This window comes from Sorangiineae bacterium MSr11954 (assembly GCA_037157815.1).
In the GTDB taxonomy this organism is placed as follows: domain Bacteria; phylum Myxococcota_A; class Polyangia; order Polyangiales; family Polyangiaceae; genus Pendulispora; species Pendulispora albinea.
In genome coordinates, this window is record CP089984.1 from 5,156,886 (window position 1) to 5,178,554 (window position 21,669).

The 21,669-nt window shown below is 64.2% G+C and carries 22 protein-coding genes; 11 read left to right on the top strand and 11 right to left on the bottom strand.

Annotated elements, in window-relative coordinates; translation table 11 throughout:
• Positions 1–5: 5 nt before the first annotated feature.
• Positions 6–365 carry an immunity 8 family protein gene (locus LZC94_20220; GenBank protein WXB19538.1) on the top strand — a complete coding sequence of 120 codons (360 nt, stop codon included), beginning with the start codon at positions 6–8 and terminating at the stop codon, positions 363–365.
• Positions 366–1,298: 933 nt separating this feature from the next.
• On the opposite strand, the gene istB is transcribed toward LZC94_20220, so the two are convergent.
• Both istB and istA read right to left on the bottom strand, forming a co-directional pair.
• Positions 1,299–2,084 (bottom strand): IS21-like element helper ATPase IstB, encoded by a 786-nt coding sequence (gene istB, locus LZC94_20225; GenBank protein ID WXB19539.1) that lies wholly within the window; start codon positions 2,082–2,084, stop codon positions 1,299–1,301.
• On the bottom strand, positions 2,081–3,586 hold the full coding sequence (gene istA, locus LZC94_20230) for an IS21 family transposase (protein ID WXB19540.1): 1,506 nt from the start codon (positions 3,584–3,586) through the stop codon (positions 2,081–2,083). Before istA ends, istB begins: the two co-directional genes overlap by 4 nt.
• Positions 3,587–4,442: 856 nt before the next feature.
• On the opposite strand from istA, the gene LZC94_20235 reads away from it, so the two are divergent.
• The 4 genes from LZC94_20235 (at position 4,443) to LZC94_20250 (ending at position 7,257) form a co-directional block, all read left to right on the top strand.
• Complete coding sequence (locus LZC94_20235) at positions 4,443–4,766, top strand: hypothetical protein (protein ID WXB19541.1); 324 nt, start codon at positions 4,443–4,445, stop codon at positions 4,764–4,766.
• A 126-nt stretch (positions 4,767–4,892) separates the two neighbouring features.
• Positions 4,893–6,236, top strand: a complete 1,344-nt coding sequence (locus LZC94_20240; protein WXB19542.1) for a DDE-type integrase/transposase/recombinase — start codon at positions 4,893–4,895, stop codon at positions 6,234–6,236.
• Complete coding sequence (locus LZC94_20245; protein WXB19543.1) at positions 6,233–7,045, top strand: AAA family ATPase; 813 nt, start codon at positions 6,233–6,235, stop codon at positions 7,043–7,045. Before LZC94_20240 ends, LZC94_20245 begins: the two co-directional genes overlap by 4 nt.
• Entirely contained in the window at positions 7,042–7,257 is a 216-nt protein-coding gene (locus LZC94_20250) for a hypothetical protein (GenBank protein WXB19544.1), read from the top strand. Before LZC94_20245 ends, LZC94_20250 begins: the two co-directional genes overlap by 4 nt.
• Positions 7,258–7,895: 638 nt before the next feature.
• Here LZC94_20250 and LZC94_20255 read toward each other — a convergent pair.
• The 7 genes from LZC94_20255 to LZC94_20285 form a co-directional block, all read right to left on the bottom strand.
• Positions 7,896–8,123 (bottom strand): hypothetical protein, encoded by a 228-nt coding sequence (locus LZC94_20255; GenBank protein ID WXB19545.1) that lies wholly within the window; start codon positions 8,121–8,123, stop codon positions 7,896–7,898.
• A gap of 1,727 nt (positions 8,124–9,850) precedes the next feature.
• Positions 9,851–10,294, bottom strand: coding sequence for an arsenic resistance N-acetyltransferase ArsN2 (arsN2, locus tag LZC94_20260; protein ID WXB19546.1), 444 nt, complete (start codon positions 10,292–10,294; stop codon positions 9,851–9,853).
• Positions 10,295–10,303: 9 nt separating this feature from the next.
• Positions 10,304–10,729 (bottom strand): arsenate reductase ArsC, encoded by a 426-nt coding sequence (locus LZC94_20265; GenBank protein WXB19547.1) that lies wholly within the window; start codon positions 10,727–10,729, stop codon positions 10,304–10,306.
• A gap of 5 nt (positions 10,730–10,734) precedes the next feature.
• Positions 10,735–11,850 carry an ACR3 family arsenite efflux transporter gene (gene arsB / locus LZC94_20270; protein WXB19548.1) on the bottom strand — a complete coding sequence of 372 codons (1,116 nt, stop codon included), beginning with the start codon at positions 11,848–11,850 and terminating at the stop codon, positions 10,735–10,737.
• A 24-nt stretch (positions 11,851–11,874) separates the two neighbouring features.
• The gene (locus LZC94_20275) at positions 11,875–12,345 is read right to left on the bottom strand and encodes a VOC family protein (protein WXB19549.1); all 471 of its coding nucleotides are present in this window, start codon (positions 12,343–12,345) and stop codon (positions 11,875–11,877) included.
• 56 nt (positions 12,346–12,401) lie between these two features.
• A complete protein-coding gene (locus LZC94_20280) occupies positions 12,402–12,713 on the bottom strand; it encodes a metalloregulator ArsR/SmtB family transcription factor (GenBank protein WXB19550.1) in 312 nt (103 codons plus the stop codon).
• A gap of 380 nt (positions 12,714–13,093) precedes the next feature.
• Positions 13,094–14,122, bottom strand: coding sequence for a hypothetical protein (locus LZC94_20285; GenBank protein ID WXB19551.1), 1,029 nt, complete (start codon positions 14,120–14,122; stop codon positions 13,094–13,096).
• A 109-nt stretch (positions 14,123–14,231) separates the two neighbouring features.
• Here LZC94_20285 and LZC94_20290 point away from each other — a divergent pair, with 109 nt between their 5' ends.
• Positions 14,232–15,011, top strand: a complete 780-nt coding sequence (locus LZC94_20290; GenBank protein WXB19552.1) for an AraC family transcriptional regulator — start codon at positions 14,232–14,234, stop codon at positions 15,009–15,011.
• Positions 15,012–15,026: 15 nt separating this feature from the next.
• Here the strand turns inward: LZC94_20290 and LZC94_20295 are convergent, their stop codons facing one another.
• Positions 15,027–15,338: a hypothetical protein gene (locus LZC94_20295; protein WXB19553.1), complete on the bottom strand. Its 312-nt coding sequence runs from the start codon at positions 15,336–15,338 to the stop codon at positions 15,027–15,029.
• A gap of 609 nt (positions 15,339–15,947) precedes the next feature.
• Here LZC94_20295 and LZC94_20300 point away from each other — a divergent pair.
• From LZC94_20300 to LZC94_20320, 5 genes are all read left to right on the top strand, one after another.
• The gene (locus tag LZC94_20300) at positions 15,948–16,448 is read left to right on the top strand and encodes a YfbM family protein (protein WXB19554.1); all 501 of its coding nucleotides are present in this window, start codon (positions 15,948–15,950) and stop codon (positions 16,446–16,448) included.
• A 99-nt stretch (positions 16,449–16,547) separates the two neighbouring features.
• Positions 16,548–17,171, top strand: coding sequence for a hypothetical protein (locus tag LZC94_20305; protein ID WXB19555.1), 624 nt, complete (start codon positions 16,548–16,550; stop codon positions 17,169–17,171).
• Between the two features lie 26 nt (positions 17,172–17,197).
• Positions 17,198–17,533: a hypothetical protein gene (locus LZC94_20310; GenBank protein ID WXB19556.1), complete on the top strand. Its 336-nt coding sequence runs from the start codon at positions 17,198–17,200 to the stop codon at positions 17,531–17,533.
• Positions 17,533–17,871: an IS66 family insertion sequence element accessory protein TnpB gene (tnpB, locus tag LZC94_20315; GenBank protein WXB19557.1), complete on the top strand. Its 339-nt coding sequence runs from the start codon at positions 17,533–17,535 to the stop codon at positions 17,869–17,871. Before LZC94_20310 ends, tnpB begins: the two co-directional genes overlap by 1 nt.
• Before the next feature lie 216 nt (positions 17,872–18,087).
• Positions 18,088–19,617 carry an IS66 family transposase gene (locus LZC94_20320; protein ID WXB19558.1) on the top strand — a complete coding sequence of 510 codons (1,530 nt, stop codon included), beginning with the start codon at positions 18,088–18,090 and terminating at the stop codon, positions 19,615–19,617.
• Between the two features lie 488 nt (positions 19,618–20,105).
• Here LZC94_20320 and LZC94_20325 read toward each other — a convergent pair whose 3' ends face one another.
• Entirely contained in the window at positions 20,106–21,476 is a 1,371-nt protein-coding gene (locus LZC94_20325) for a ferritin-like domain-containing protein (protein WXB19559.1), read from the bottom strand.
• Positions 21,477–21,669: the final 193 nt, after the last annotated feature.

A 21,669-nucleotide genomic window follows, 5' to 3' on the forward strand; every position in this document is an offset into this window, starting at 1 on the left:
GAAAATTGAAGCTCGTAATCCGTGGGCACGGCATCGTGGGACGTGGAAATCTTCGGCTCTGGCAACCCGAAAACCCGGATGTGGTAGCCGAATATCTGTACGTGGACATAGGCTCGAAGCCGGGAAAGGGCGCTGACACATTTAGTATCCTGGTAGCCACGCCCGCGGGCCTGGACACGCTGGAGGAGAGAGAGGGCATCCTCGCATCCCGAGCTCTGTTGGTTATGAAGCGCTATAATTTCGAAGACCTCTGGCGGTGGCTCGAGCGAACCGTCTCCAAGTGTGAAGCGGAAACGTGGAACGCCTGTGTCGAGAAGCTTCGCATTTATTTTCAGTGGGAGTACGAGAACTACAAGGAAGGTTGAGCGCGGTCTGGCTACTTGGTTCGACGCGGCGTCGATTCGGTGTTCCGTCTCGAAGATCACCGTCGTCGCGGGAGGGACGCACCGACTGGACTCGACGCGACCCAGGAATGCCGCGGGCGCATTTGCTCCGGGAGTGTGCCGTTTCTCGGGATTTGAAGGGCCCGGCCAACGCTCCGCCCCGGAAACGTCGACGGCCACCGCTTTGCCCTCCCGGTAAACGGCGGATGGCCCGGTCGCCATGGCCGGACGCGGCTTGCATCCCGTCTTGCACCCGGCGGTGGTGGCCCCATGATTCCGTAGGCCATCGTGCCTGCGACGCCGATGGTCCACACCGAGAACCGCAATCCAGAGGGTCTTCTTATCCATGACTTCAATAGGCGCGTTGGCGACCCGCGTGACACCGTTACCGAGAAAAAACGCACCAACAGGTCACGAGCTCCCATCTCGCGCCTCTTGGCGTCGAGGCCGGGCGGTCCGGCCCGAACAGGAGAGAACCGATGTTTCGCAAATTCCTTCACGTCGTGGCGATGACGACCGTCCTCGTCGGATTGCCCACGCTCGCTTTCGCGGCCACGTCGGCCGATGATTGTCACTACCCATTTCCCTGCGCAGGGAACTGACCCGGCGTGACGCCGCACGCGCGCGCGCGGAGATTCAAGGTCTGCTGAAACGGCTCGCCGAGGGCGAGCGCACGGCCATCGTGCCGCGTTCGAGGCGGTCTGGCCGGTTCTGCGCTGCGCGTTCGAGGCCGACACGGACAACGTTCGGATCATTCACCGTCGGAGGGAAAAGGGAGGGCTCTTCGCCGCGAACCTGCGACCTTGATCATGGCCAAGGCGCGGCATCACAAGATGTTGCCGAGCGTGTCGATGCGCAGAATTCGGTGCAGCCCGGTCGCCGCGTGAACGCGGATGATCCGGGCTGCCCATTCCGTCACGAGTCGGCCGGCGGGTCCTTCTTCGCCTTGCGGGCTGCCCGCCTGTCCTTCGCGGTGGCTTCGGATTCGCGCATTCGGTAGCTCTCTCCTTCGATGGTGACCACGTCGGCGTGATGAATCACTCGCTCGACGAGGGCCGTTGCGCAGGTGGCCGATGGGAAGATCGTGTGCCAGTCCTTGAAAGCGAGGTTCGTGGTGAGCACGAGGCTCTTCTTTTCGTACCTTCGACTGACGACTTGAAAGAGGAGATCGGCATTGCGATTGTCGAAGGCGAGAAACCCCACCTCGTCGATCACGAGAAGGCCGATCTTGGAGAAGTAGTGCAGCCGGCGCTCGAGCGCCCGCGCCGACTCTTGAGCTCCGAGATCGAGCAAGAGCTTTGCGGCCGAAAGAAAGAGCACGGAATGCCCGGCGAGCACCGCGCGATGTACGATGTTTTGCGCGATCATCGTTTTTCCAAGCCCGCTCGGCGACACGAGCACGACGTTGCGATGCGCCGCGACGAAGTCGACAGAGAGGACGGATTCGACCAGAGGTCGGTCGATCTTGGTCGGCCAGTCCCATTCGAAGTCGCTCATCGGCTTGAATTTCTCCAGCCGGCTGCGCGACATCCGCCGCTCGAGACCGCGCCTAGCCCGGTCCTTCTCTTCCAGGTCGGCGATGTACTCGAGGATCTCGGTCAATCCCCAACGCTTTTTCGTCGCGAGCGCGACCAGATCGTCGAAGGCGCTCGCGGTGGAGAGCAGTCCGAGGGCGCGAAGGCGCTCGCGAAGCTCGGTCATGGCTCGTCCTCCCCGTCGTGGCTCTTGGCGAGTTTGTCGTAGACGGCGAGTGAGCGCGGTGCGACGACGATGTCGCGCACGCGCGGATCGTTGGGCAGTACGGGGGGCACTTGCAGCGGAGCGCCGCGGGCGCGTCGGCGCTGGTCGAGGATGTGAGCAACCGATTGCGCGGTGAACGCGCCACGCCGATGGGCGTCGGAAAGGGCGGCTTGGAGCTCGCTTTCGCCGTGCTCCTCGAGCAGGTGCAACAATCGGGTCGTGGTCCCTCCGAGGTGTCCGCCGTGGCGCGCGACCTCGTGGAGGAAGGGCTCGGCGCTCGTGCACACGGCAAAGAGTCGATTCCGACCGCGATGCTCGCGCGCACGTCGTTTTTCGTCGGCGAGCGCCGTGAGGTGCTGCGGCGTCTCGATCTGCCGTCCTTTCTCCCATGACCTCGGGTAGCGCGCGACCTCGGTGTCGCCATCCAGGATGCGAAGCAGGGCGTCGGATGCGACGAGTGTCAGTGGCTTGCGCACGAGGGTATGAGGAATCGAATAATCGTTGCCGTCGAAACGGATGTAGGGTGATTTGCCGGAGGCGGTAGCTCGAACGTAGTCGCAGAGAAAAGGGTGCTCGGGCAAAGCGAGCAGACGTCCGCGCTCCTGCTCGAGGGCGTCATGGATGGTGCGCTTGTGCAGATCGCCAGGGACGATGCGCGCATGTGCGACGCTGCCAATCCAGTCGTCCAGTTTGCGATTGAGCTCTTCGACGGAGCGAAACGCGCGGGCGGCGAAGAACGATTCGCGTAGGTACCGAATGGCGCGCTCCACACGACCCTTTTGATTGCCGCGCGCCGGCGCGACGGGCTGGGGGGAGAAGTGGTAGTGCCCGGCGAGATCGAGCAATCGAGGGTGGAATCGGATGACATCGCCCACGCGCTCGAGCACCGCCGTCTTGAGATTATCGTAAAGGAGGGCACGCGGGACACCGCCATACGTATGGAAAGCCGCCACGTGGCAGCGCAGAAAGCTCTCGAGCGTTTGATCGAGAACGAAACGGGCGAAGATGGCCCGCGAATACGAGAGCACCATCACGAAGCACGAGAGCGGTCTCCGTGTCTCGCCGATGGTGATGGAACCGAACGAGCCCCAATCGACTTGAGCCTGCTCCCCTGGGAGCGTCGTGAGACGGAAAAAGGCTTCGTGCCGAGAGATGGGCCGGACGCGCCGAACATATCGCCGAAGCGGCCACACGGAGCCTTCGTAACCACGCTGCGCGATCATTTCCAGCACGCGGGTGGCGCGCAGTCGCGGGTGGGTCTCGAGGGTCGCGCGGATGAAGGCTTTGTACGGATCGAGCATCGAAGCGCTCGCGCGATAGGCGACATTGGCGAATCGCTGTGGCTCGATCGCGTGCTCGACGGTGTCGCGGTGGAGCCGGAGCTCGGCCGCGATGGTGCCGATCTTCCAGTGCTCGGCGAAGAAGAGGCGGCGAATGCGCGAGCGAAGCTCGGGCGCGATCATCGAGCCACCTCGAAGAGGAGCAACTGTCGCAAGTCGTTGAAATCGCCAACGCCCGCGAGATCACGATGGCGCCGTCGTCTCGGGGGAGCGCGGGCAACCAATCGAGCGAATAGAGCAATCCGCCCTCGTCCCCGAATGCCGCGCGATAGAGGGTGGAGTCGGATGCCCCATCCCGGTCTTTGGCACAAAGTGCAGCGCGGACCTTCTGCCCCTGCCAGAGGGCCACGGCCTCGAGCAGCGTCGCGAGGGCGCGCGGGTGCGCAGGGTCCGCGCGCAGATTGGCCTTTACGATCGTCTCGCGGGCGCCGGCCATCGCGAGTACGCGGGTGGTTGTTAACGCACCTATCTGTTGACGCTCGATGGCGCGAGATCGCGCCGGAAGTATGAGGGAGAGCGGCCATAGGCGACCTATTCCCCATCACATACATGGATTGGTCCCTTTCCCTCCAAGGGAGGTAGAGCGGGGCACGGAGGTGGAGCGTCGACGTGGTGTCGTCTGAAGACAAAAAGGAGACGGGAGGACCCGATTGGAAGCGGAAACGTCCTCCCGTCGCGCTCCGATCGCATGCTACCGAGACGGAGCGTTTACGTCGTCGTTCATCTGGCCATAGATGTCAAGAATTGGGCGAAGTCGCCGCCGAGCGTGGAGGCCGGCCGCCCCTCCTGCTGCCCCCGGTGCGGCGCGGCGTCGCGCCCGGTGGGGGGATTGCTCGGTCTCTGGGGGCATGGGCTTCGGGCTCGGCAAGTCCGCGGGCCGACAGAGCCCGAGGCAGCTCCGACGATGAGCGTCGTGCGGGTACGGCGTTACCAGTGTCGGCGCTGCAAAGCGACGATCACCGTGTTGCCTCGAGGAGCCGTGGCGCGTCGGCATTACAGCGCGGGGGCCATCGCCCTGGCGTGCGCGCTCTACGGCATGCTCGGCGCGACGCTTTCGGACACGCGCAGGCGGACGAGCCCCTGGCGTAGCGCCGAAGCAGGGTGGCCGACGCTCCGACGATGGCTCCAGGCCGTCGAGCGGCGCGTCCTGTTTCGCGTCGTACGGCCGTGGCCACGCGAAGCGCTGTTGCGGGCGCGAGCCGAGCGCGTCGCGGCCACGCTCGTCGCGTTCGCGCCCTTACCCCACCTCGTCTCGATCGAGGCGAGGGCGTTCGAGGGGGCCGCCTTCGCGGGGCGCGATTGACCCTCTGCCTCCAAGTGCAAGCCCGCGCCCCACCGCGTTGGATCGTCGCGCGCTGCGATCGAGTGCGCTCCATTCCCGTAGGCGCTCGGGCGTAGGGTCGTCCGGCGCAGAAATGGTGTATACTGCATGCAATCGCTCACTCCCAAAGATCACGCCGAGGCGGTCGCGCTTTATCGAAGTGAGATCGTAGGCTCCCTCACGCGCCGCGAGCTCGATCGCGGCCAGTTGGCCGAGGCGCTCACCGAGCTTTCTCAGCAGCGCTTTCGTCCACCACGAGGCCACTCGTCGCGCACCTACTCGGTCGCGACACTCGAGCGTTGGTACTACGCGTACAAGGAAGGAGGCCTCGAAGCGCTGCGTCCGCAGGCCCGTTGCGACCGTGGTCGGGGGCGCGAGATGCCCGTCGCCCTGCGCGAGCTTTTGGTCGACATTCGCCACGAGCATCCGTCGGCATCGGTGCCGCTCATCCTGCAGACGCTCGGAGCCGACGGGCGCCTCGAGCCGGGCACCGTCAGCGCGTCGACGGTGCGCCGTTTCTTCGCCGAGCGCGGGCTCGACAAGGCATCGCTGCGCGCCGGCGGTACGCGCGGCAAGATGCGGTTGCGTTGGCAGGCCGAGCATCCGGGCGCCCTCTGGCAGGGGGATGTCTGCCATGGCGCGCCGCTCGTCCATTCGTCCGGCTCGACGACTGTGCGCATCCACGCGCTCATGGATGATGCGTCTCGCTACGTCATTGCACTTGAAGCCATGACCTACGAGCGCGAGATCGACATGCTGTCGGTCTTCGTACGCGCCGTGCGCAAGCATGGTCCCCCCGACGCCATGTACCTCGACAACGGCGCCACCTACCGCGGCGAGACGCTCTCTCTCTCGTGCGCCCGTATGGGCACCACGCTGGTGCATTCCAAGCCGTACGATGCCCCGGCTCGCGGCAAGATCGAGCGCTTCTGGCGTACGTTGCGCGAAGGGTGCCTCGATCACATAGGCTCGCTCACCTCGCTCCACGCCCTCAACGTCCGGCTCTGGGCGTGGCTCGATGAGCACTACCACAAGACCCCTCACGGCGCGCTGATGGGCAAAACGCCGCTCGAAGTCTTCACCGCCGCTGCAAGCGAGCCCGATCCCTTCGACGAAAGAAAGCTACGCGCTGCACTCACCGTCCACGCCCGTCGTCGCGTCCGTCGCGACAACACCATCGCAATGGATGGCGTGGACTGGGAGACCGATCTGCACTTTCTTGCCGGCCAACTCGTCTCCGTCTCGCGCTGCCTGGTCGATCCGAGCGAGCCGCCATTCATCGACCACGAAGGCAAGCGCTTCGTCCTGCACCCGGTCGACCCCGTGCGAAACGCAACGCGTCCGCGCTCGGCACAAAACCTCGACGAGCCTCACGTTGCACGTGTCGCATTCGACCCATCGCGCGCGCTGCTCGACAAGGCGCTCGGCAGAAAGCCGGAGGGATCGCGATGAGCCCCGAGACGCTCTCCCACTTCGGTTTGAATCAAGAGCCATTTTCCAAGGAGATCGACGACGCGGATCTATGGCTGCCCCCCAGCAAGCACGCCGTCCTCGACGAGCTCACCGACGCGGTGCACGCTCGAAAAAGCGCCGTCCTCACCGGCGAGCCGGGCGCCGGAAAAACCTGCCTCTTGCGCGCGTTGCGGCACGCGCTCAAGGCCGACACCTTCCGTCTGACCTATTGCCACAACGTTACGCTCGGCCGGCGCGATTTCTATCGCCAGCTATGTCTCGCCCTCGGCGTTCCCCGTGGTGCCACTGCTGGTGATGTCTTCTTGTCCGTGAGTACCCACGTCGAGGAGCTCGCCAAAGAGCGCGTCTTCCCCGTCTTCCTCGTCGACGAGGCGCACCTGCTTCATCAGGACACGCTCGACCATCTCCACATCTTGCTCAATTACGCATGGGACAGTCGCGCACTGTTGTCGCTGCTGCTGGTCGGGTTACCCGATCTCGACGACCGACTGCGCCTACGGCGCAATCGGTCGCTCTATTCGCGATTACACCACCGCGTTTCCATCGGGTCGCTCACCGCCGACGATACGGCCGATTACGTCCGCATGCGAGTCACCCGCGCCGGCGGACCGAAAGATCTCTTCGCCCCCGACGCCGTCGCCATGCTCCACGAGGCGGCCGCCGGCAGCCTGCGCGACACCGATCGCATCGCCACCGCCGCTCTGCGCTTGGCAGTCCGGCGCAAACGCAAGACCATCGAACGCGAGCTCCTCGCCCGCGTCCTTCACGCCGAAGGAATTGCCACATGAATCGCGTGACCCTCGAAGCGGCCGCCCTGCGCGTCGCCATCACCCTCGTCCGGCGTACGCTCCGCGACGTCTACCTTCCAGGCGACGACGCCTTCGAGCCTCACCAACGTGACGTAGGCCGGGTACTCGAGTTGCTCGACCAACTCGAGATCGCGCTGCTCCGCCTCGACATCGCCCTGGACCGCGACCGCATCGGCTCGCAGCCCTTCTGACGCAGACCGCCCGCCACCGCGCCGTCTGCGTGATGCCCATCATTTAGCCGGCGCGGAACGACATCAAATTAAAGGCGTGGCAACAGTGGTGAGCGGTCCGGGGGAGATCCCCATCCAAATGTCGGTCATCGAGCGTCTCCATCGCCGAGGGCTGCGCCATCTCCGTGACGGCGGGCGGCTCGGGCGAAACGAGGGTTGCTGGAGGGCCAACTTCTGGGCGACCGGTGTCCGTTACATTTCGCCCGCGATCGCGGAGGCGAGCGACCCGACGGGCGGTGGCCCACCGACCTTCGAAGCTCTGCCAATGCCTTCGCTTCGATAAGGCTCGAGCCTCGGCGCGTTGCAAATCGCGACAGGTCTCACTGCAATAGAGATGACCCCGATCGCAAGACGAGCAAAGCAGGATGAGCCGACGACAGGTGTCGCGAATGCACTGAATTTGTCGAAGATCGAGAGCGTCGTGCACACGGCGCCGCCAGGAATTGGGCCGGCGCTGGGCACTCGTGCGACAACGTCATCGTCGAACGCGTGCACACCGCGGGCGACCTGGGCTCGAAGTGGTCAGACTTCGGGCCCTTCTCTTTTTTCAGGCGGTCATCCCAAATCGTCCCAGAACCGGCGCGCGGTGGCCAACTACGTCACGAGACCGGCCTGCCCGAAATTCCCCGCTTCGAGGCGCCCGCCAACACACAAGACGGGCGATTCAAGATGACCATCGCGCCGAAGTGCTGCCGGTTCGTCGACCCGGCCGAGGAGCGCGCGATGAGGCGCGTCTGGACGGTGGGCGTCAACGCGTCCAGGCCCATGACGGATGCGTGCTCGAAGCTGGAGGTCAGCCCCGTTTCGCCGGTCGATTCGGTAGGCACCTGCCCGTCGTAGCTCGAGGCGTGGAGCTCCTGATCGCTCGGCGTTTCACTGGAAGATGGGGATTCTGTGCAGGCGCGAGGAGAAACGCCGAGGGTGAAAGAGCACTCCAATATGCGACGGAAGACATTTGGATGGACATGGGTCACCTCGACTCATGAATACGCAGCGGGCTTTCCCACCTTCCTATCCTTGAACTCGAAATCCAAGTTTCGAAAAGTCTCTCGAAGGACCCGCGCGCTGCGCCATCCTGAGGGGCCGAACGGGACGGCGCGGCCGAAGGTAACGCTGGCGGTGGCTCCACGAAACGCCGGACGAAGACGCCATGCAATGAATGCTGCCGTGGTCCGTGCGGAAAGCGCAACGGCAATGGTCGCGACCCATGGCATACGAGCATCGTTCTGCTGCGGATCGCTTCCACCCGTCATGACCATCCCGACCACCGTGAACATCCGCGCCAGAATCGCGCCGATGACCAACCCGCTCAACACGGGCTCGATGCAAGCGCGTAAAACGGCTTTCGGATCGCGAAGGCCGCAGGAAGGGCACGAGGTCAATCCCAGCGCGGCTGCGGCATCCTGGCCTGACTCTTGGACGCGAGCTCGGAGAAGACTGCGTCCACGGTTGCTTCGACCCGGTATGTACAATGCACACATACGAAGAGACCTTGCGCGGTCCGTGCGTCCTCCATGAAATCGGCCTACGCCGCAGGCTCGACCATTCTTCCCCGGATCCATGCGTGCAGCCTACGACGCCAGTTCCGCGCGCGAGACTTGCGTTCCGGCTATAGAACTTTCGAGGCGTCCATTCGTCCCCTCGGGGATGAGTTACCGGAACCTTGGGTCGGTCACGTTTGCAACGCTGCTTATCCTCGTGCAAGGGTGCCCTTCGGGCTCGCAGCAAGCGGCGGACGCCGGCGCACGCGCACACGTGCGCCCACAAGAGGCGCCCCCACACGACGCGGCTCACGCGGCGCACGATACCGTTGCGCGCGACGCAGGTGTGGAGGCGCCTCTCCTTGCGCCAGCAACCGCTTCTCCATCGACGACGGGGGCGCGCGGAACGCTCGACGGCGGCACACCTCGCCCGGCCGTTGCGAAGGAATCCTGTCGACGAGACGACGATTGCGCCACGCTAAGTGACTGTTGCGGCTGTCATGCGGGGGGTAAACAACGCGCGATTGCGCGCAGCCATCTCGAGGTGGCGGAGAAACAAGCTGAGCGCGCGTGCCGTGGAACGGCGTGCCCTGACGTCATGTCGGGCCATCCCAGCTGCCACCGAGATCCCGTATGCCGCGCAGGTGTGTGCGTCCTCGAGCCGCGGAAGGTCCACTGAATTTGCCCGCGCGCCTTCTCGGTCCCATCTCACGCGCTCCGCCGCCGCTTGGTCGCTGCATGTACGAACACTCCCAGCATTGCACTTTGTCGCGCCATAGGTGTCGCAATGGTCCGAACAGATGGCGGTGCATGGGCTGACGCGACATTCTTCGTGTCTTCCTAAACGTCGTGGAGTTTCCTCACTCACCGCTGCCGTTGGCGTTTCGAACGCATGCCTGCACCAGCGTGCCCGTGCGCCGTGTAAAGCCGACGAGGCAACCATCTACGCACGAAGTGCAGCGTCCGCCCGAGCAAACATCGCCGTTGGCGCACGCGTCCTCATTCGCTCATCGTTTCGTCCTCCTGTCCTGAAGACGGTGACCCCGAACAAAGGACGCACGCGTTCGCGCGGACTACGGACGATTCACCTGCCAGACGAGGCAGGTCGCCGAAGCCGGGCAAGCCCCGGCAAATTCCGGGGATGCAGCAAGCGCCGCCGGGGCGGAGGCCCTTGTCGTTTCACGAAAGCCGCGCTTCCTGAAGTAGTCCGCCGCCGTCGTCGTAAGCAGAAAGACTTCGCGCATGCCGCGACCGGCCGCGTGCTCGAGCCGCTCGGTGACCAGCGCACCGCCGATCCCGGCGCTACGCGCTGCATCGACGACGGCCACCGAGCGCAACAGCCCGGCATCGCCGTACGCCTCGAGCCCCGCGACCCCCACCAGCGCGCCGTCGTCCCCTTTCGCGAGCACGTAGCCGGTTGGGAATTGGTCCCGCAGCCCATCGAGCGGAAGGCCGGCCGCGATCAGAAGCCGCTCGACCTCGGGCAAATCGGTCTCGTGTGCAGGCGCGAGTTCCATGACGAAACGTTACTCCAATTCTTCGCTCGCGAATCGTTCGAGCATGCCGCGAATGGTGTCGCGCGCCGTGCGGAAGCGGGTCAACATTTCGTCGCGCGACCGCGGCTCCGCGCTGGCCGGATCCGGGATCGGCCAGTGAAATCGTTTTACCTTGCCCAAAAACACGGGGCACACTTCCTCGGCGCAGAGGGTGACCACGATGTCGACGCCGCTTGGGTCGATGGTGTCGACGGACTTCGATGTGTGGGAGGTCAAGTCGATGCCCTGCTCCTTCATCACGTCGATGGCGTAGGGGTTCACGTGCGAGGGCTGGCTACCGGCACTTTGTACGTGAGCGCGACCCCCGAAGATGGCGCGGCCGAGTCCTTCGGCCATTTGACTGCGCGCCGAATTGGCGACGCAGAGAAACAAGATGCTCGGCTTCGATTCGGACATGATGGTCACGCTTTCGAGATGGAGGGCGATGCATCGGCCGTCGCGCACGGCGGGGCCACGACCTCGAGGGTCGTATTCGGGAAGAATCGCCTTTGGGCCCAGAGCGCCACGTTCACGAGCCCGATCAGCACGGGGACTTCGACCAGCGGACCGATGACGGCCGCGAACGCCGCCCCGCTGTGGATGCCGAAGGTGGCCACGGCGACTGCAATCGCCAGCTCGAAGTTGTTCGACGCGGCCGTGAACGACAACGTGGCCGACTGCTTGTAATCCGCCCCGACCCGCTTGCTCATGACGAATGACACGGCGAACATCACCAGGAAGTAGACGAGCAGCGGAACGGCAATGCGGATGACGTCCAGGGGAAGCTGCACGATGGCTTCACCCTTGAGCGAGAACATCACCACGATGGTAAAGAGCAGCGCCACCAAGGTGATGGGCCCCACGCGCGGAACGAAGCTCCGCTGGTACCACTCCCCTCCCCGCGCGCGAACGAGGAGGGTCCGCGTCAGGAAGCCAGCCGCGAACGGTACGCCGAGGTAGATGGCCACGCTTTGGGCGATTTCGCCGATGGTGATGTTCACCACCGCGCCCGGAAGGCCGAGCCAGCCCGGCAAGAGGGTCGCGAAGAAGTACGCGTACACCGAGAAGAAGAGGACTTGGAAGATCGAGTTGAACGCGACGAGCCCCGCGCAATACTCCGTATCGCCCTTGGCGAGATCGTTCCAGACGATGACCATCGCGATGCAGCGCGCGAGGCCGATGAGGATCAAGCCGAGCATGTACTCGGGCCTGTCGTGCAAGAAGAGGACGGCGAGCGCGAACATCAGGAGCGGCCCGACGATCCAGTTCTGCACCAGCGACAGCACGAGCACGCGCTTGTTGCGAAAGACCCGGCCGAGCTCCTCGTACCGGACCTTGGTGAAGGGCGGGTACATCATGAGGATCAGGCCTACGGCGATGGGAATCGACGTCGTGCCCACGCTCATTTGGTTTAGGGCGGTCGTGACACTCGGGACGAAGTAGCCGAGCATCACCCCGAGGCCCATCGCCAGAAAGATCCAGAGGGTCAGATAGCGATCGAGAAACGACAGGCTTTTGACAACGCTTGACGTGGACATGTCCCTACCTCCCCTCGTCCGGGATCAAGGGCAGCAGCCGCCGGCCTTGACCTTGCCACCCTCGACCATGTTCGGCGTGCAGCATGCACCGCTTTTGAGCTGCTCCGGCCCTTCCCCCATGGTCGCCGCGTCGCCCTTCACCACGAAGACCTCCCAATGGTTTCCGTCCGGATCGCGGATCCATACCTTGTCTTGCATCGCGTAGCAGCACGCGGCGTTCTCCTCGGTAAACGTCTCGAGCCCCGCGGCCTTGAAGCGCGCCCATGCCGTCGCCACGTCCTCGGTGCTCGCGACCTGCACGCCGAAGTGGGAAGCATTCACGCCCGTGCGCGCGGCCTCCTGCATCGTGAGGTTGAGCGCCGGCGCCGTGAGATCGAACTTGGCGTAGCCAGGACGGCGCTTGGTCGCCTGCACTCCGAAGGCGCGCTCGTAGAACGCGACCGATGCGTCGATGTTCGAAACGTTGAGGGATACGTGCGGTTTGAGGATGTTCATGATGTGCCCTTCCTTCTTCCAAAATATTCGAACCAAAAGACAAAAAAACACACCGATCAGCAGCAGGTGCCCTTGCCGCCGTTCTTGCAGCAGTCCTCCCACAGGTACGACGTGAGCTTGCGAAGGGCCTCGTAATCGGCGGAGTAGTAGTGGAACGTGCCCTCACCGCGACTCTGCACGACGCCGGCGTCGACGAGTCGTTTCAAGTGATGGCTGAGCGTCGACGCGGGCAGATCCACGTGCGCTTGGATGGCACCGGCCGGCGCCCCCTCCGTGCCCGCCTGAACGACGAATCGAAGAATCGCGAGGCGCACGGGATGCCCGAGCGCGCCGAGCTGCTCGGCGTGATGTTCCACCTTGGAGGCCACGACTTACTTCTAGATTGTTCGAAGTAGATCGGCAAGGCGAACTGTCGCTTTTTTGTGAGATAGGCACCACGCTTGGCGCTTTAAAGGGTGCGGCGATCACCGGCGCCGAAGTCGCTCGAGCATGGCGCGCGCATCGTCGCGGCTGCGATGGCGATGGTCAGCGGGCGGAGCTCGTAGTGGATCTCCGCCAAGAGGCGCTGCGTGGTGGCCATCGATGTCTCGCAACTGCATGCTGCCCGACCGGCAAGGCTTAATCCCCAGTGAGCCCGGAGGCTTACATGTGAGCACATTGCGAATACCCGGCGCTCGCCCCCATCGGGCGACGTGAGCGTCGCTTTCGACGGACACCACGGGCGAGCTCGACGACGTGGGTGCTCGCGCTACGGGAGGACTTTGACGGTCACCCCGTCGACGATCTCGAGCGCCGTGGTGAGCACGGACAAGTCCGGATCGAGCGTGCCGTCTTTGCCCGAGTGGTGCCCGTGGCCGACGGGGTTCAGCGCATAATAGCGCGTCTTTTGCGAAAGATCGATCGCAGCGGCGTAGACGACGGAGGGCTGTCCGTTCTGCCCGTTACCGCTGTAGATCGGATCATCGGGGAATCGGTCTTTGGTGTAGTAATCGTTCCAATCCCAAGATTGATTGACCTCGAAGTAAATCGTGAATGCTGGAAGTGGAGCGTCGGTCTTGGTGTGCAGTCGCCAGTTCTCCGTGGCGGTGGCCGCGGAGACCACGTCGGGGACGAGATGCTCGGCGTCGGGGAGATAGTAGCCGTCGCTCGCCCGAATGCCCCTTCGGTGGCCCCAATAGGGTAACGCTTCCGGCCTTCGGATGCTTGCCACGCTCTTTACGCCCGCGGGCGCCTCGGTGAAATGATTCGAACCGATCGCCTTGGACACGTACAGGGTCTGGAGGAATTGCCCCTCGGGGCTCTCGATCCAGACGGCGAACAAGGGATACTGGAACTTGCTGCCCTTTCGCACTTCGAGCTCCAGGGAAACGCCGCGACCCGAGACGTTCGTCTCCAGATGCTGATAAATCGGACGCTCCTCTCGGATGTTCGCTTGCTGGCTGCGCCAACGGTTTCCCCACTCGTAGACCGCGGCGAAACCGGGCAGCTCGAAGAACAGGCCGGCCAAGAGCAGCATCGCGGGGACGAGCGTGAGGTAGAATTCGGGCTTGAGCGCGAACCGCTTTGGTTGCGGCTTGTAGCCGTAGCCTTTGAGGGCGCGGAAGTTGTTGCGGATATGAAAAACCGCAACGCCGAGAAAAACGAGACCGAATAGCGTGTGGATCGCGGCGGTTCGGTTGTCGTGCTTCACGAAAAAAAGCAGCAAACCCGTGCCCGTGAGCACGAGGAACCCCGCGGCGACCAACAGGCTGACGAGCGATCGCGTGTTGACCTTCATGAGCCGTGCGCAGCGTTGACAAGACAAAGCATCGTGCCAGCATGATGGCGTGCGATTGAACGTCGGCTATCAGGATCTTGCTCGAATGAACTGGAGCGTTGGTTCTCCGATGCGGCCTATGTTCGTGGGGCGCGATCTTTTGGTCGCGGAGTGGCACTGCGATGGGCAGAAACGACCGTGGTCTCGGGAGGTGCCCACTTACGACGAGCTCGACCTGCCGCGCGCAGGTGTGCACTTGCGGGCGCGTGGGCGGCACCGGCAGGTGGTCGATGCCACAACGGCCGCGTTCACCACGGCGGAGGACGGCTATGCGAGAGCGTCGCCCACGGCGCGGCCGCAAACGAGCACGCTGATCTTTCTTCGCGGTGAATTGGCGAGCGCGCAGATGCCGGGCCGGGCGACGCACGCATGCCGGATTGCACCGGAGGTGGCGAAGTTGCATTTCCGTCTCCTGGGTGCGAGGGATCCCGTTGCCATCGAGGAGACGGCGCTGGCGTTGGTGGCTCGGATCCTCACGCCCAAAGATGCCTCGGAGCGCGCGGCGCGGGAGCTCACGGTTTCGCCGTCGCGGCGCCGATTGGCTCACGAGCTCCAGCACGTGATGGCCACGCGATTTGCCGAGCACCTTACGTTGGAGAGCATCGCGGCGGCGTGCAAGACGTCGCCTTTCCACGCGAGTCGCGTGTTTCGGCTCGTCACCGGCGAGACGATTCACGGGCATCTCACGCGGGTGCGGCTGCGGATCGCGCTGTTCGAATTGCGGCGCGGCGCCGGCCGGTTGACCGACATCGCGCTTTCGAGCGGCTTCTCGTCGCATAGCCATTTCACCAGCGCGTTCCGCGCGGAGTTCGGCTGCCCGCCCTCGGCGTTCGTCCCGCGCGCCCGATGAACGGAGTGCGCGGCCTCAAGGAGGAAACGATGCTGCGCGTGTTCGCCTTCGTCGCCAGTGTCGCGGAGCGTTGCATCTCGTCGCCAAGCCCCTCCAGCAGAAGGCCGACGCCTCGTCGGCAAACGGCGACACGTGCACATCGTCACCGGTGCTGTATTCCACACGGCGAAGTTGCGACTGGTCGTCGTACGAGAACGGCTCGGTGGTGATCGGTTTTGCGCCCAGCAGGCCACTCGGCAGCAAGTCGCGCATGGTCACGTGCAGCGGGTCGTCGAGAGCATCGTAAAGGTCGATCGTGAGGTCCTCAAGCACGGTTTGGGCGCTCACCGACGGTGAGGGGGCCGTGTAGCCCACCGGGGGCGCGCCCCAAATCGGTGGAGGATTACGCCGAACGCATGCCTGCTGGAGGCGTCGTTGCGTGTCATATTCGTAGCTTGCTACTGCCCGCGGTGTCCCATACGTGACGGCCCCTACGAGCCCGTCGGCGTCTACGCTCCTGCGCGTCGTGAGAGCACCGTAGCTCCCCCCTGCCCTATTGGCGAGTCCCCGCGCGGTATAGCTGGTCGTGACCAAGTCTTTCCCCGTGAGGCCACCTGCCGTCACGGACTGCCCTTGCATCGCGGGAACCTCCATTCCCATCGACTGCGCGATCACCCGATCGGCCTGGTCATACCCGATAGCCGTTTTGAACCAATGCGACGTGTAGCCCGCCGCTAACTTAGCGCGGATTCGTCCCTCTCGGCACCGAGCTCCGCTCCTCCTCGAAGGGGACGCCGTTCTGCCTGGACCGCCTATGACCGTCGTCTCCGACGATCGCACATTTGCCCGATCGCCGATCATGCCAACGACGATGTTCCGCGTCGTCGCTTCGTCGAGTAACGAAATCGTCGATGACCGGGAAGATGCACGGCACGAATGACGTAGGATGCAGGTACCATGAGCATCAACATCCAAGTCTATCGCGTGTTCGCTTCCGAATTCGATGCGCTCACGAAGTTGACCGAGAACCAGCTCGAGATCCTGCTTTTTGGACAGGAGGGAGGAACGGGATGGGTCATGGAGCCAGGGCGGATGATCGATTTGGAGAAGGCGTATGACGCGGTCGATTACGTCATCACCGGCGATTCGTCGCCACCCGTCGCGTCTTTCCTCCTCGGGGGCGGCGACGAGACCATCGATTACGAGTTCACGTACGGACCGGGTCGTATCTTCGCTCCGGCACGTACGGCGACGATCGCCGCCGAGCTTTCGGGGCTTTCGCGAGAGACCATCGACGCGCGGTTGAACGACACGGCCGTTATGGTCGAGCGCTACCCGTTCGACGGTCGGTACGACGCCAACGATCGCGAGTGGGTCGCGGGAGCATTCGAGAAACTTCGACGCTTCGTGCTGTCCGCAGCCGACTCGGGATGCGGGCTCCTCGTTGGAAGTTCCTAGACAAGACCTTTCGTTCAGGTACCAAGTCAGCGAGCTACCGCCGTAGCACCGCGCGGGTGCCCGCAGAATCATTGCACGTCACTGTACGACGTGCTCGCTGTGCGCGCGCCGCCGCCGCCGAACGCCGTCTTCGTGCGCAACTGCATTCGCGCGGCGGCCGAACATGAAAACATGATGAACCTCGCCGTCGCGACCTCGGGACCAACCGCCCGCCGGCGCCGGGTCGGGCGCGGTCCGCACATTGCGCGCCGCTGCTGGACCGCGTCTCGTGTTGTTCCCGCACTCCGGTGCCGGCGCGCGGTCGATGGCCGGCTGGGTCGACGATCTGCCCGCCGGCATCGACTGCTGCGCGCTGCAACGACCAGCTCGCGAGAACCGATTCGCAGAGCCGCCGATTGCCTCCCTGCGCGCCTGATCGAGGAATCCTGCGCGGACGACGTCGGTCCTGATCGCCTGGAACGCTTGATCCGCGACGCACACGGGTGGGTAGACTTCATTCCGAACACGAAAGCCGAGTCGGTGGAGCGATTGACGTCCGCCGCGGTTAGCCGCTCCCTACGCGTGGCCGTCGGCGGGCTGCGCCGCATGAACGTGAGCGAAGGCGTGAACAGCGTGTTCACGACCGGCGACCAGTTGCTCTGGGCGCTGCCGAGCCACTGGTATCCGTCCTGCGGAGCGCGTCGTGACGAGGGGCCGAAGCGGCAGCAAACTCGCGATGCATGAGGAAGCGAGCGAAGAGGCCGGAGTGGGTGAGGCGAATCGCGGCGTGGGAGGCCAGCGGGGAGAGCGCGGGCGAATATGCGAAGAAGCACGGGTGGAATCCACGGACGTTGGTGTGGTGGAAGAGGAAGATCGCGCGGCCCGAAGCGAGCACCGAAGTCGGCAAGGGATTTGTCGAGGTTGTGCCGTCGCGCAAGGCCTCCGCACCCGAGGTGCCTATTGCGACGACCGCTGTAGCGCGCGGGACATCCTCGCCTTATGACAGCATCGAAGTGGTTCTTCGCTCGGGTCGGATACTTCGTGTGCAGACGGGGGCCAACGTCACCGTACTTCGCGCGTTGATCGGCGTATTGGAGGAGAGCTGATGTTCTCGGCGAATGTCCGCATCTTTGTGAGTGTCGAGCGGGTCGACCTTCGCATCAGTTTCGATCGGCTCGCGGGGATTGTGCGCGAGCGTTTCGGTGACGATCCGCGAGGAGGTTCGCTCTTCGTGTTTCTCAACAAGGCGACCGACAGGTGCAAAGTCTTATTCTACGACCGCACCGGATATGCGCTTCTATACAAGCGCCTCGATCAGGGGGTATTCGTCGCGCCGCCGCGCACCGAGGGCGCCTCGCGTATGGAAATGAGTCCCGAGGCGTTTGCCCGATTTCTCGAAGGACTCGCCGTCGAAGGTAAGAAAAAGAATAGCAGCGTACACTGAATACATATCGCATGATGCGATATCGTGATATGCACGACGTTCTCGATGCATCGAGCCGTGTCGCCCGTCACGCCCCCCAATGCCAGCATCGCGGCCGCTCTCGTTGCGGCGCTGGCCCAAGGAGCGTCCTCGGATGCGGTGTCGAGGCTTGTGGCTGAGGATAGAGAGCTTCGCGAGCAAAACGCACGGTTACGTGCCGAAAGTGAATCGCAACGCGTGCGCATCGATGCCCTCGAGGCGCAGGTGGCATGGCTCTCGAAGCAGCTTTTCGGCGTCAAACGCGAGCGCTTGCCGGCAAGCACGTTGCAGGTGCTGCTCGATGCGACGATTCTCGGCAGTGAGCCATCGCCGGCCCCGGCCGAGCCCGAAAAGCCCAACGCGGCGCAGCCACTGGCCGGCCCCGATCGCGTGCCCCCGTCGCCTCCGAGCGGTGTCCGAAAGCGCCGTACTCCACATGGGCGCGGGCAGCTTCCCGAGCACCTGCCCGTGGAAACCGTGGACATTTCGCCCGGCGAAACTCCTGAGGGAGCCCGCTACATCGGTGAGGAGGTCTCTTACCGATTGGCGTTCCGTAAGTCCGGGTATACACGATTGCGTGTGGTCCGGAAAAAGTTCGCCCAAGACAATGACGATGCCTCGGTCGCCGTGCACATCGAGCCCGTGCCCGACGAGATGATTCCGCGCGCGTTGCCCGATCCTGCGATGCTCGCCCACACGATTCACTCGAAATGGGGCGATCAGATCCCGTACACGCGCCTGTCGAAGATCATCGCCCGGCATGGTGTGCGTGTGCCCGTTTCCACGTTGAGCGCGTGGGAAAAGCTCGCCGAGCCGGTGGCGCGCCTCGTCGTCGATGCGGCTTGGGAACACGCGTTGGCTCAGTGCCAGGTCATCGGCATCGATGCGACGGGGGTGCGCGTGATGGCAAGCCCCCACGATCGAAGAGCTCACATCTGGGTGCTCCTTGCCGATCGGGCGCAGGTCTTTTTTCGCTATTCCGCGCTGCACACGAGCGACATGCCGAAAAGCTGGCTCGAAGAATTTGGCGGTATCGTCGTCGCAGACGCCTCCAGTGTGTACGACGAATTGTTTCGCGCTCCCGGCGCGCCGAAAGAGGCCGGCTGTATGGCACACTGCCGGCGCAAGTATTTCTTTGCTTTGCCCACCGACACGCGGGCGCGCGGTTTCGTCGAGCTTGCCGACGAGCTGTTCACCATCGAGAGGGACATCGCGCACCTTTCGCCCGACGCACGCCTTTTGATTCGAAAAGAGCGCTCTGCACCGCTGGTCGAGATTTTCGCCAGGGCCCGCGATTGCCTGCTCGACGACCCCAGCGTGGATCCACGCGGGCCTTTCTCCCGCGCCCTTCGGTACAGCCACAATCATTGGGAGGCGCTCACGCGATTTTTGGTGAACGGGAGCATTCCACTTTCCAACAATGACGTTGAACGCGAAATTCGACATGTGGCGATCGGACGGAAAAATTGGATGCACCTGGGCTCCGACGACGCCGCGGAAGTGGCCTGCACATGGCTTTCGCTCATCGCATCCGCGCGCCACGCCGGACTCGATTCCGAGGAATACTTGCGCGACCTGTTTCGTGTCCTGCCGAGTTGGCCCAAACGACGCGTCGTCGAACTTGCCCCCATGAACTGGCTCGCCACGCGCGCCCGCCTCCTCCCCCACGAGCTCGAGGCTCCTCTCGGGAAGATCACCATCCCCCCGCAGCTCGGCGAGTCCCCATAGTAGCGCTGCGCTCGATAGCTCCGTCATTCGCACCGCCAAATCTAGGCCGCCTGCTCGACGGAATCACGACGCGGTTGGCAGGAGGGATACAGCCACTGCGCCGCGCCCGTTGAAGGCCCCTCGGGCGGCACCGCGTCGCGCGAGCGTATCCGAGAGTATATGCGCGACATCGAGACCGCTCCGCGGATCGCCATCCATCGCGTTTCTCCTCGCCCCTGCAGATGCGCCACGATGCCACATTGTTGTGCAAGATCGGGCATCACAATGGCACGTATTGGCCACCCCAAAATCGAGGTTCGCGACGCTGTGCGCGACGCCAGCGTAAATTGCGCCTTACGCGCGAGCAACACGTCCGCCTAAAGCGCATCGTCGTCGCGCAAGCCGAGGACGTCTTCCAGGAGACCGGACGGCGCGTGACTGTCTCGATCTCGGACGCGCTCCGGTGGTTGACCGACGAAGCCGCACGCACGCTCGATGCTCCGTCGCAATTAGCCGATGGTCTCTGCGATGGGGCGACGATACATGGCCCGCGCCAACTCGGCGGCCATGCGTGCGCTCTCGCGTGGCGGCGGCTGGCCTGCGCGTGCGGTCAGCTCCGCGGCGACTGGCAGATGCGCATCTTCTAGCATTTCGCATATGGCAGCCGCGCGCGCGTGTGCGACCCGTGCGCGGGCCTTGGGCGAGAGTTTTTCATCGAGCCATGCGGCGACCTCCCACGCGAGCCCTGCATGACGGGTCTCGTCTCGTGCGATGATGCGCATCGCCGCCGCGATGACGGCATCGCCCGCTCGTTCGGCCTGATAGGTCGCGACCAGCGCACCGAAGGTTTCACGCACGCACCCTTCGACGGCATTTTCGATGGCCATGGCCTCGAGCGAGCGCGTCTTCCGCGATGCGACCACGGGGGTTGTCGGAGCGGTGGCGCCGTAGCGCTTTGCAATGCGCGCCGTCATTGCGGCGTGCCGCATCTCATCGCGTGCGGCGCGGGCGGCACGGCGGCGCAGGCTTCGCGGTGCGCCGTGGTGCGTGAGCTCTCTCTCGAGTGCCCGGAACGCGATGACGGAGGCCGCCTCGAGGTGCGCAACCTCCGCAAAATAGCGCCCCACGGGCGAATACGTCGAATCCGAAGGTACAGCGATCTCGAGTCCCTCCGGACGACGCCCGATGCAGTAGCCATAATGGCGGCTCGCGATCTCGTCCGCAAGCACGGCCACCGTGCCGTCGCGCGCGACGCGAAGCAGGTAGCGCGTGATGACGATGGGATCGCAGTCGCCGGTCACCTTCTTCGCGATCACCTCGAACCCGTCCGAGCTCACGCGCACCGTACGCTCCCCACACGCGATGGTGTACCCCTCCATGTACGCCCGGAGCCATGCCTCGACCCCGACGTCGATGGGCCCGAAAAGCGCCGCGACTTCTTCCTTCGTTCGAAAAACCGCGACGTCGTTGCCGCGTGTTCGCACGAAGGCGTTCTCGAATCCAATGGGAGAGCCCGCGGTCACGAAACCACCGGTCGCGTTTACCGCGGCGACTGCACGCGCGCACGCCGGCCGATCGCTGGCCGTTGCACACGCGGTGCCCCCCGAGCCGGCCACGTCGGCCACGATTTTCACGTCATCGCCGCCGTCGGGATGGTTTCGCCAGTGCTGCGAGCGCAAATCGATGTAGTCGCTGCCCGTGTTGATTGCGAGCTCGGTCAGATCGTAGTGGCGCGGATCGTAGCATCGGAGCGGCTCGAAACTCTCGATGGCCAGACGCTCGTCAAAGGGCGTCGGGTCGTCGATGTCCACGCGATTCCCTGAATCGCCTTTGAGCTCGAATGAGCTGTTGTTGGTGCCGCACCCACTTGCTTGGGACACGAGGAGGGCAGCTGATGCCGCGACCCCCGATGAAGCCACCGAGGTCCGAACGATGCCACGAAAAATGCGCCCCAATTGGCTCGTCGTGCTTCCGCTCTTCCGCATGCGCGAAACCTCCGAGTCAAGGACAGAGCGATTACCGTGCCATCCGCGGTACGGAACGCCATCGCGAAATGCCGACGTAGGATGTGTC

Bases quoted from the DNA above. Each gene is read 5' to 3' on its own strand.
- tnpB (WXB19557.1), top strand. From the start codon at position 17,533: ATGTTCTCGGCGAATGTCCGCATCTTTGTGAGTGTCGAGCGGGTCGAC.
- LZC94_20300 (WXB19554.1), top strand. From the start codon at position 15,948: ATGAGCATCAACATCCAAGTCTATCGCGTGTTCGCTTCCGAATTCGAT.
- LZC94_20245 (WXB19543.1), top strand. From the start codon at position 6,233: ATGAGCCCCGAGACGCTCTCCCACTTCGGTTTGAATCAAGAGCCATTT.
- LZC94_20265 (WXB19547.1), bottom strand. From the start codon at position 10,729: ATGTCCGAATCGAAGCCGAGCATCTTGTTTCTCTGCGTCGCCAATTCG.
- arsN2 (WXB19546.1), bottom strand. From the start codon at position 10,294: ATGGAACTCGCGCCTGCACACGAGACCGATTTGCCCGAGGTCGAGCGG.
- LZC94_20275 (WXB19549.1), bottom strand. From the start codon at position 12,345: ATGAACATCCTCAAACCGCACGTATCCCTCAACGTTTCGAACATCGAC.
- istB (WXB19539.1), bottom strand. From the start codon at position 2,084: ATGACCGAGCTTCGCGAGCGCCTTCGCGCCCTCGGACTGCTCTCCACC.
- LZC94_20285 (WXB19551.1), bottom strand. From the start codon at position 14,122: ATGAAGGTCAACACGCGATCGCTCGTCAGCCTGTTGGTCGCCGCGGGG.
- LZC94_20250 (WXB19544.1), top strand. From the start codon at position 7,042: ATGAATCGCGTGACCCTCGAAGCGGCCGCCCTGCGCGTCGCCATCACC.
- LZC94_20290 (WXB19552.1), top strand. From the start codon at position 14,232: ATGCGGCCTATGTTCGTGGGGCGCGATCTTTTGGTCGCGGAGTGGCAC.
- LZC94_20240 (WXB19542.1), top strand. From the start codon at position 4,893: ATGCAATCGCTCACTCCCAAAGATCACGCCGAGGCGGTCGCGCTTTAT.
- istA (WXB19540.1), bottom strand. From the start codon at position 3,586: ATGATCGCGCCCGAGCTTCGCTCGCGCATTCGCCGCCTCTTCTTCGCC.
- arsB (WXB19548.1), bottom strand. From the start codon at position 11,850: ATGTCCACGTCAAGCGTTGTCAAAAGCCTGTCGTTTCTCGATCGCTAT.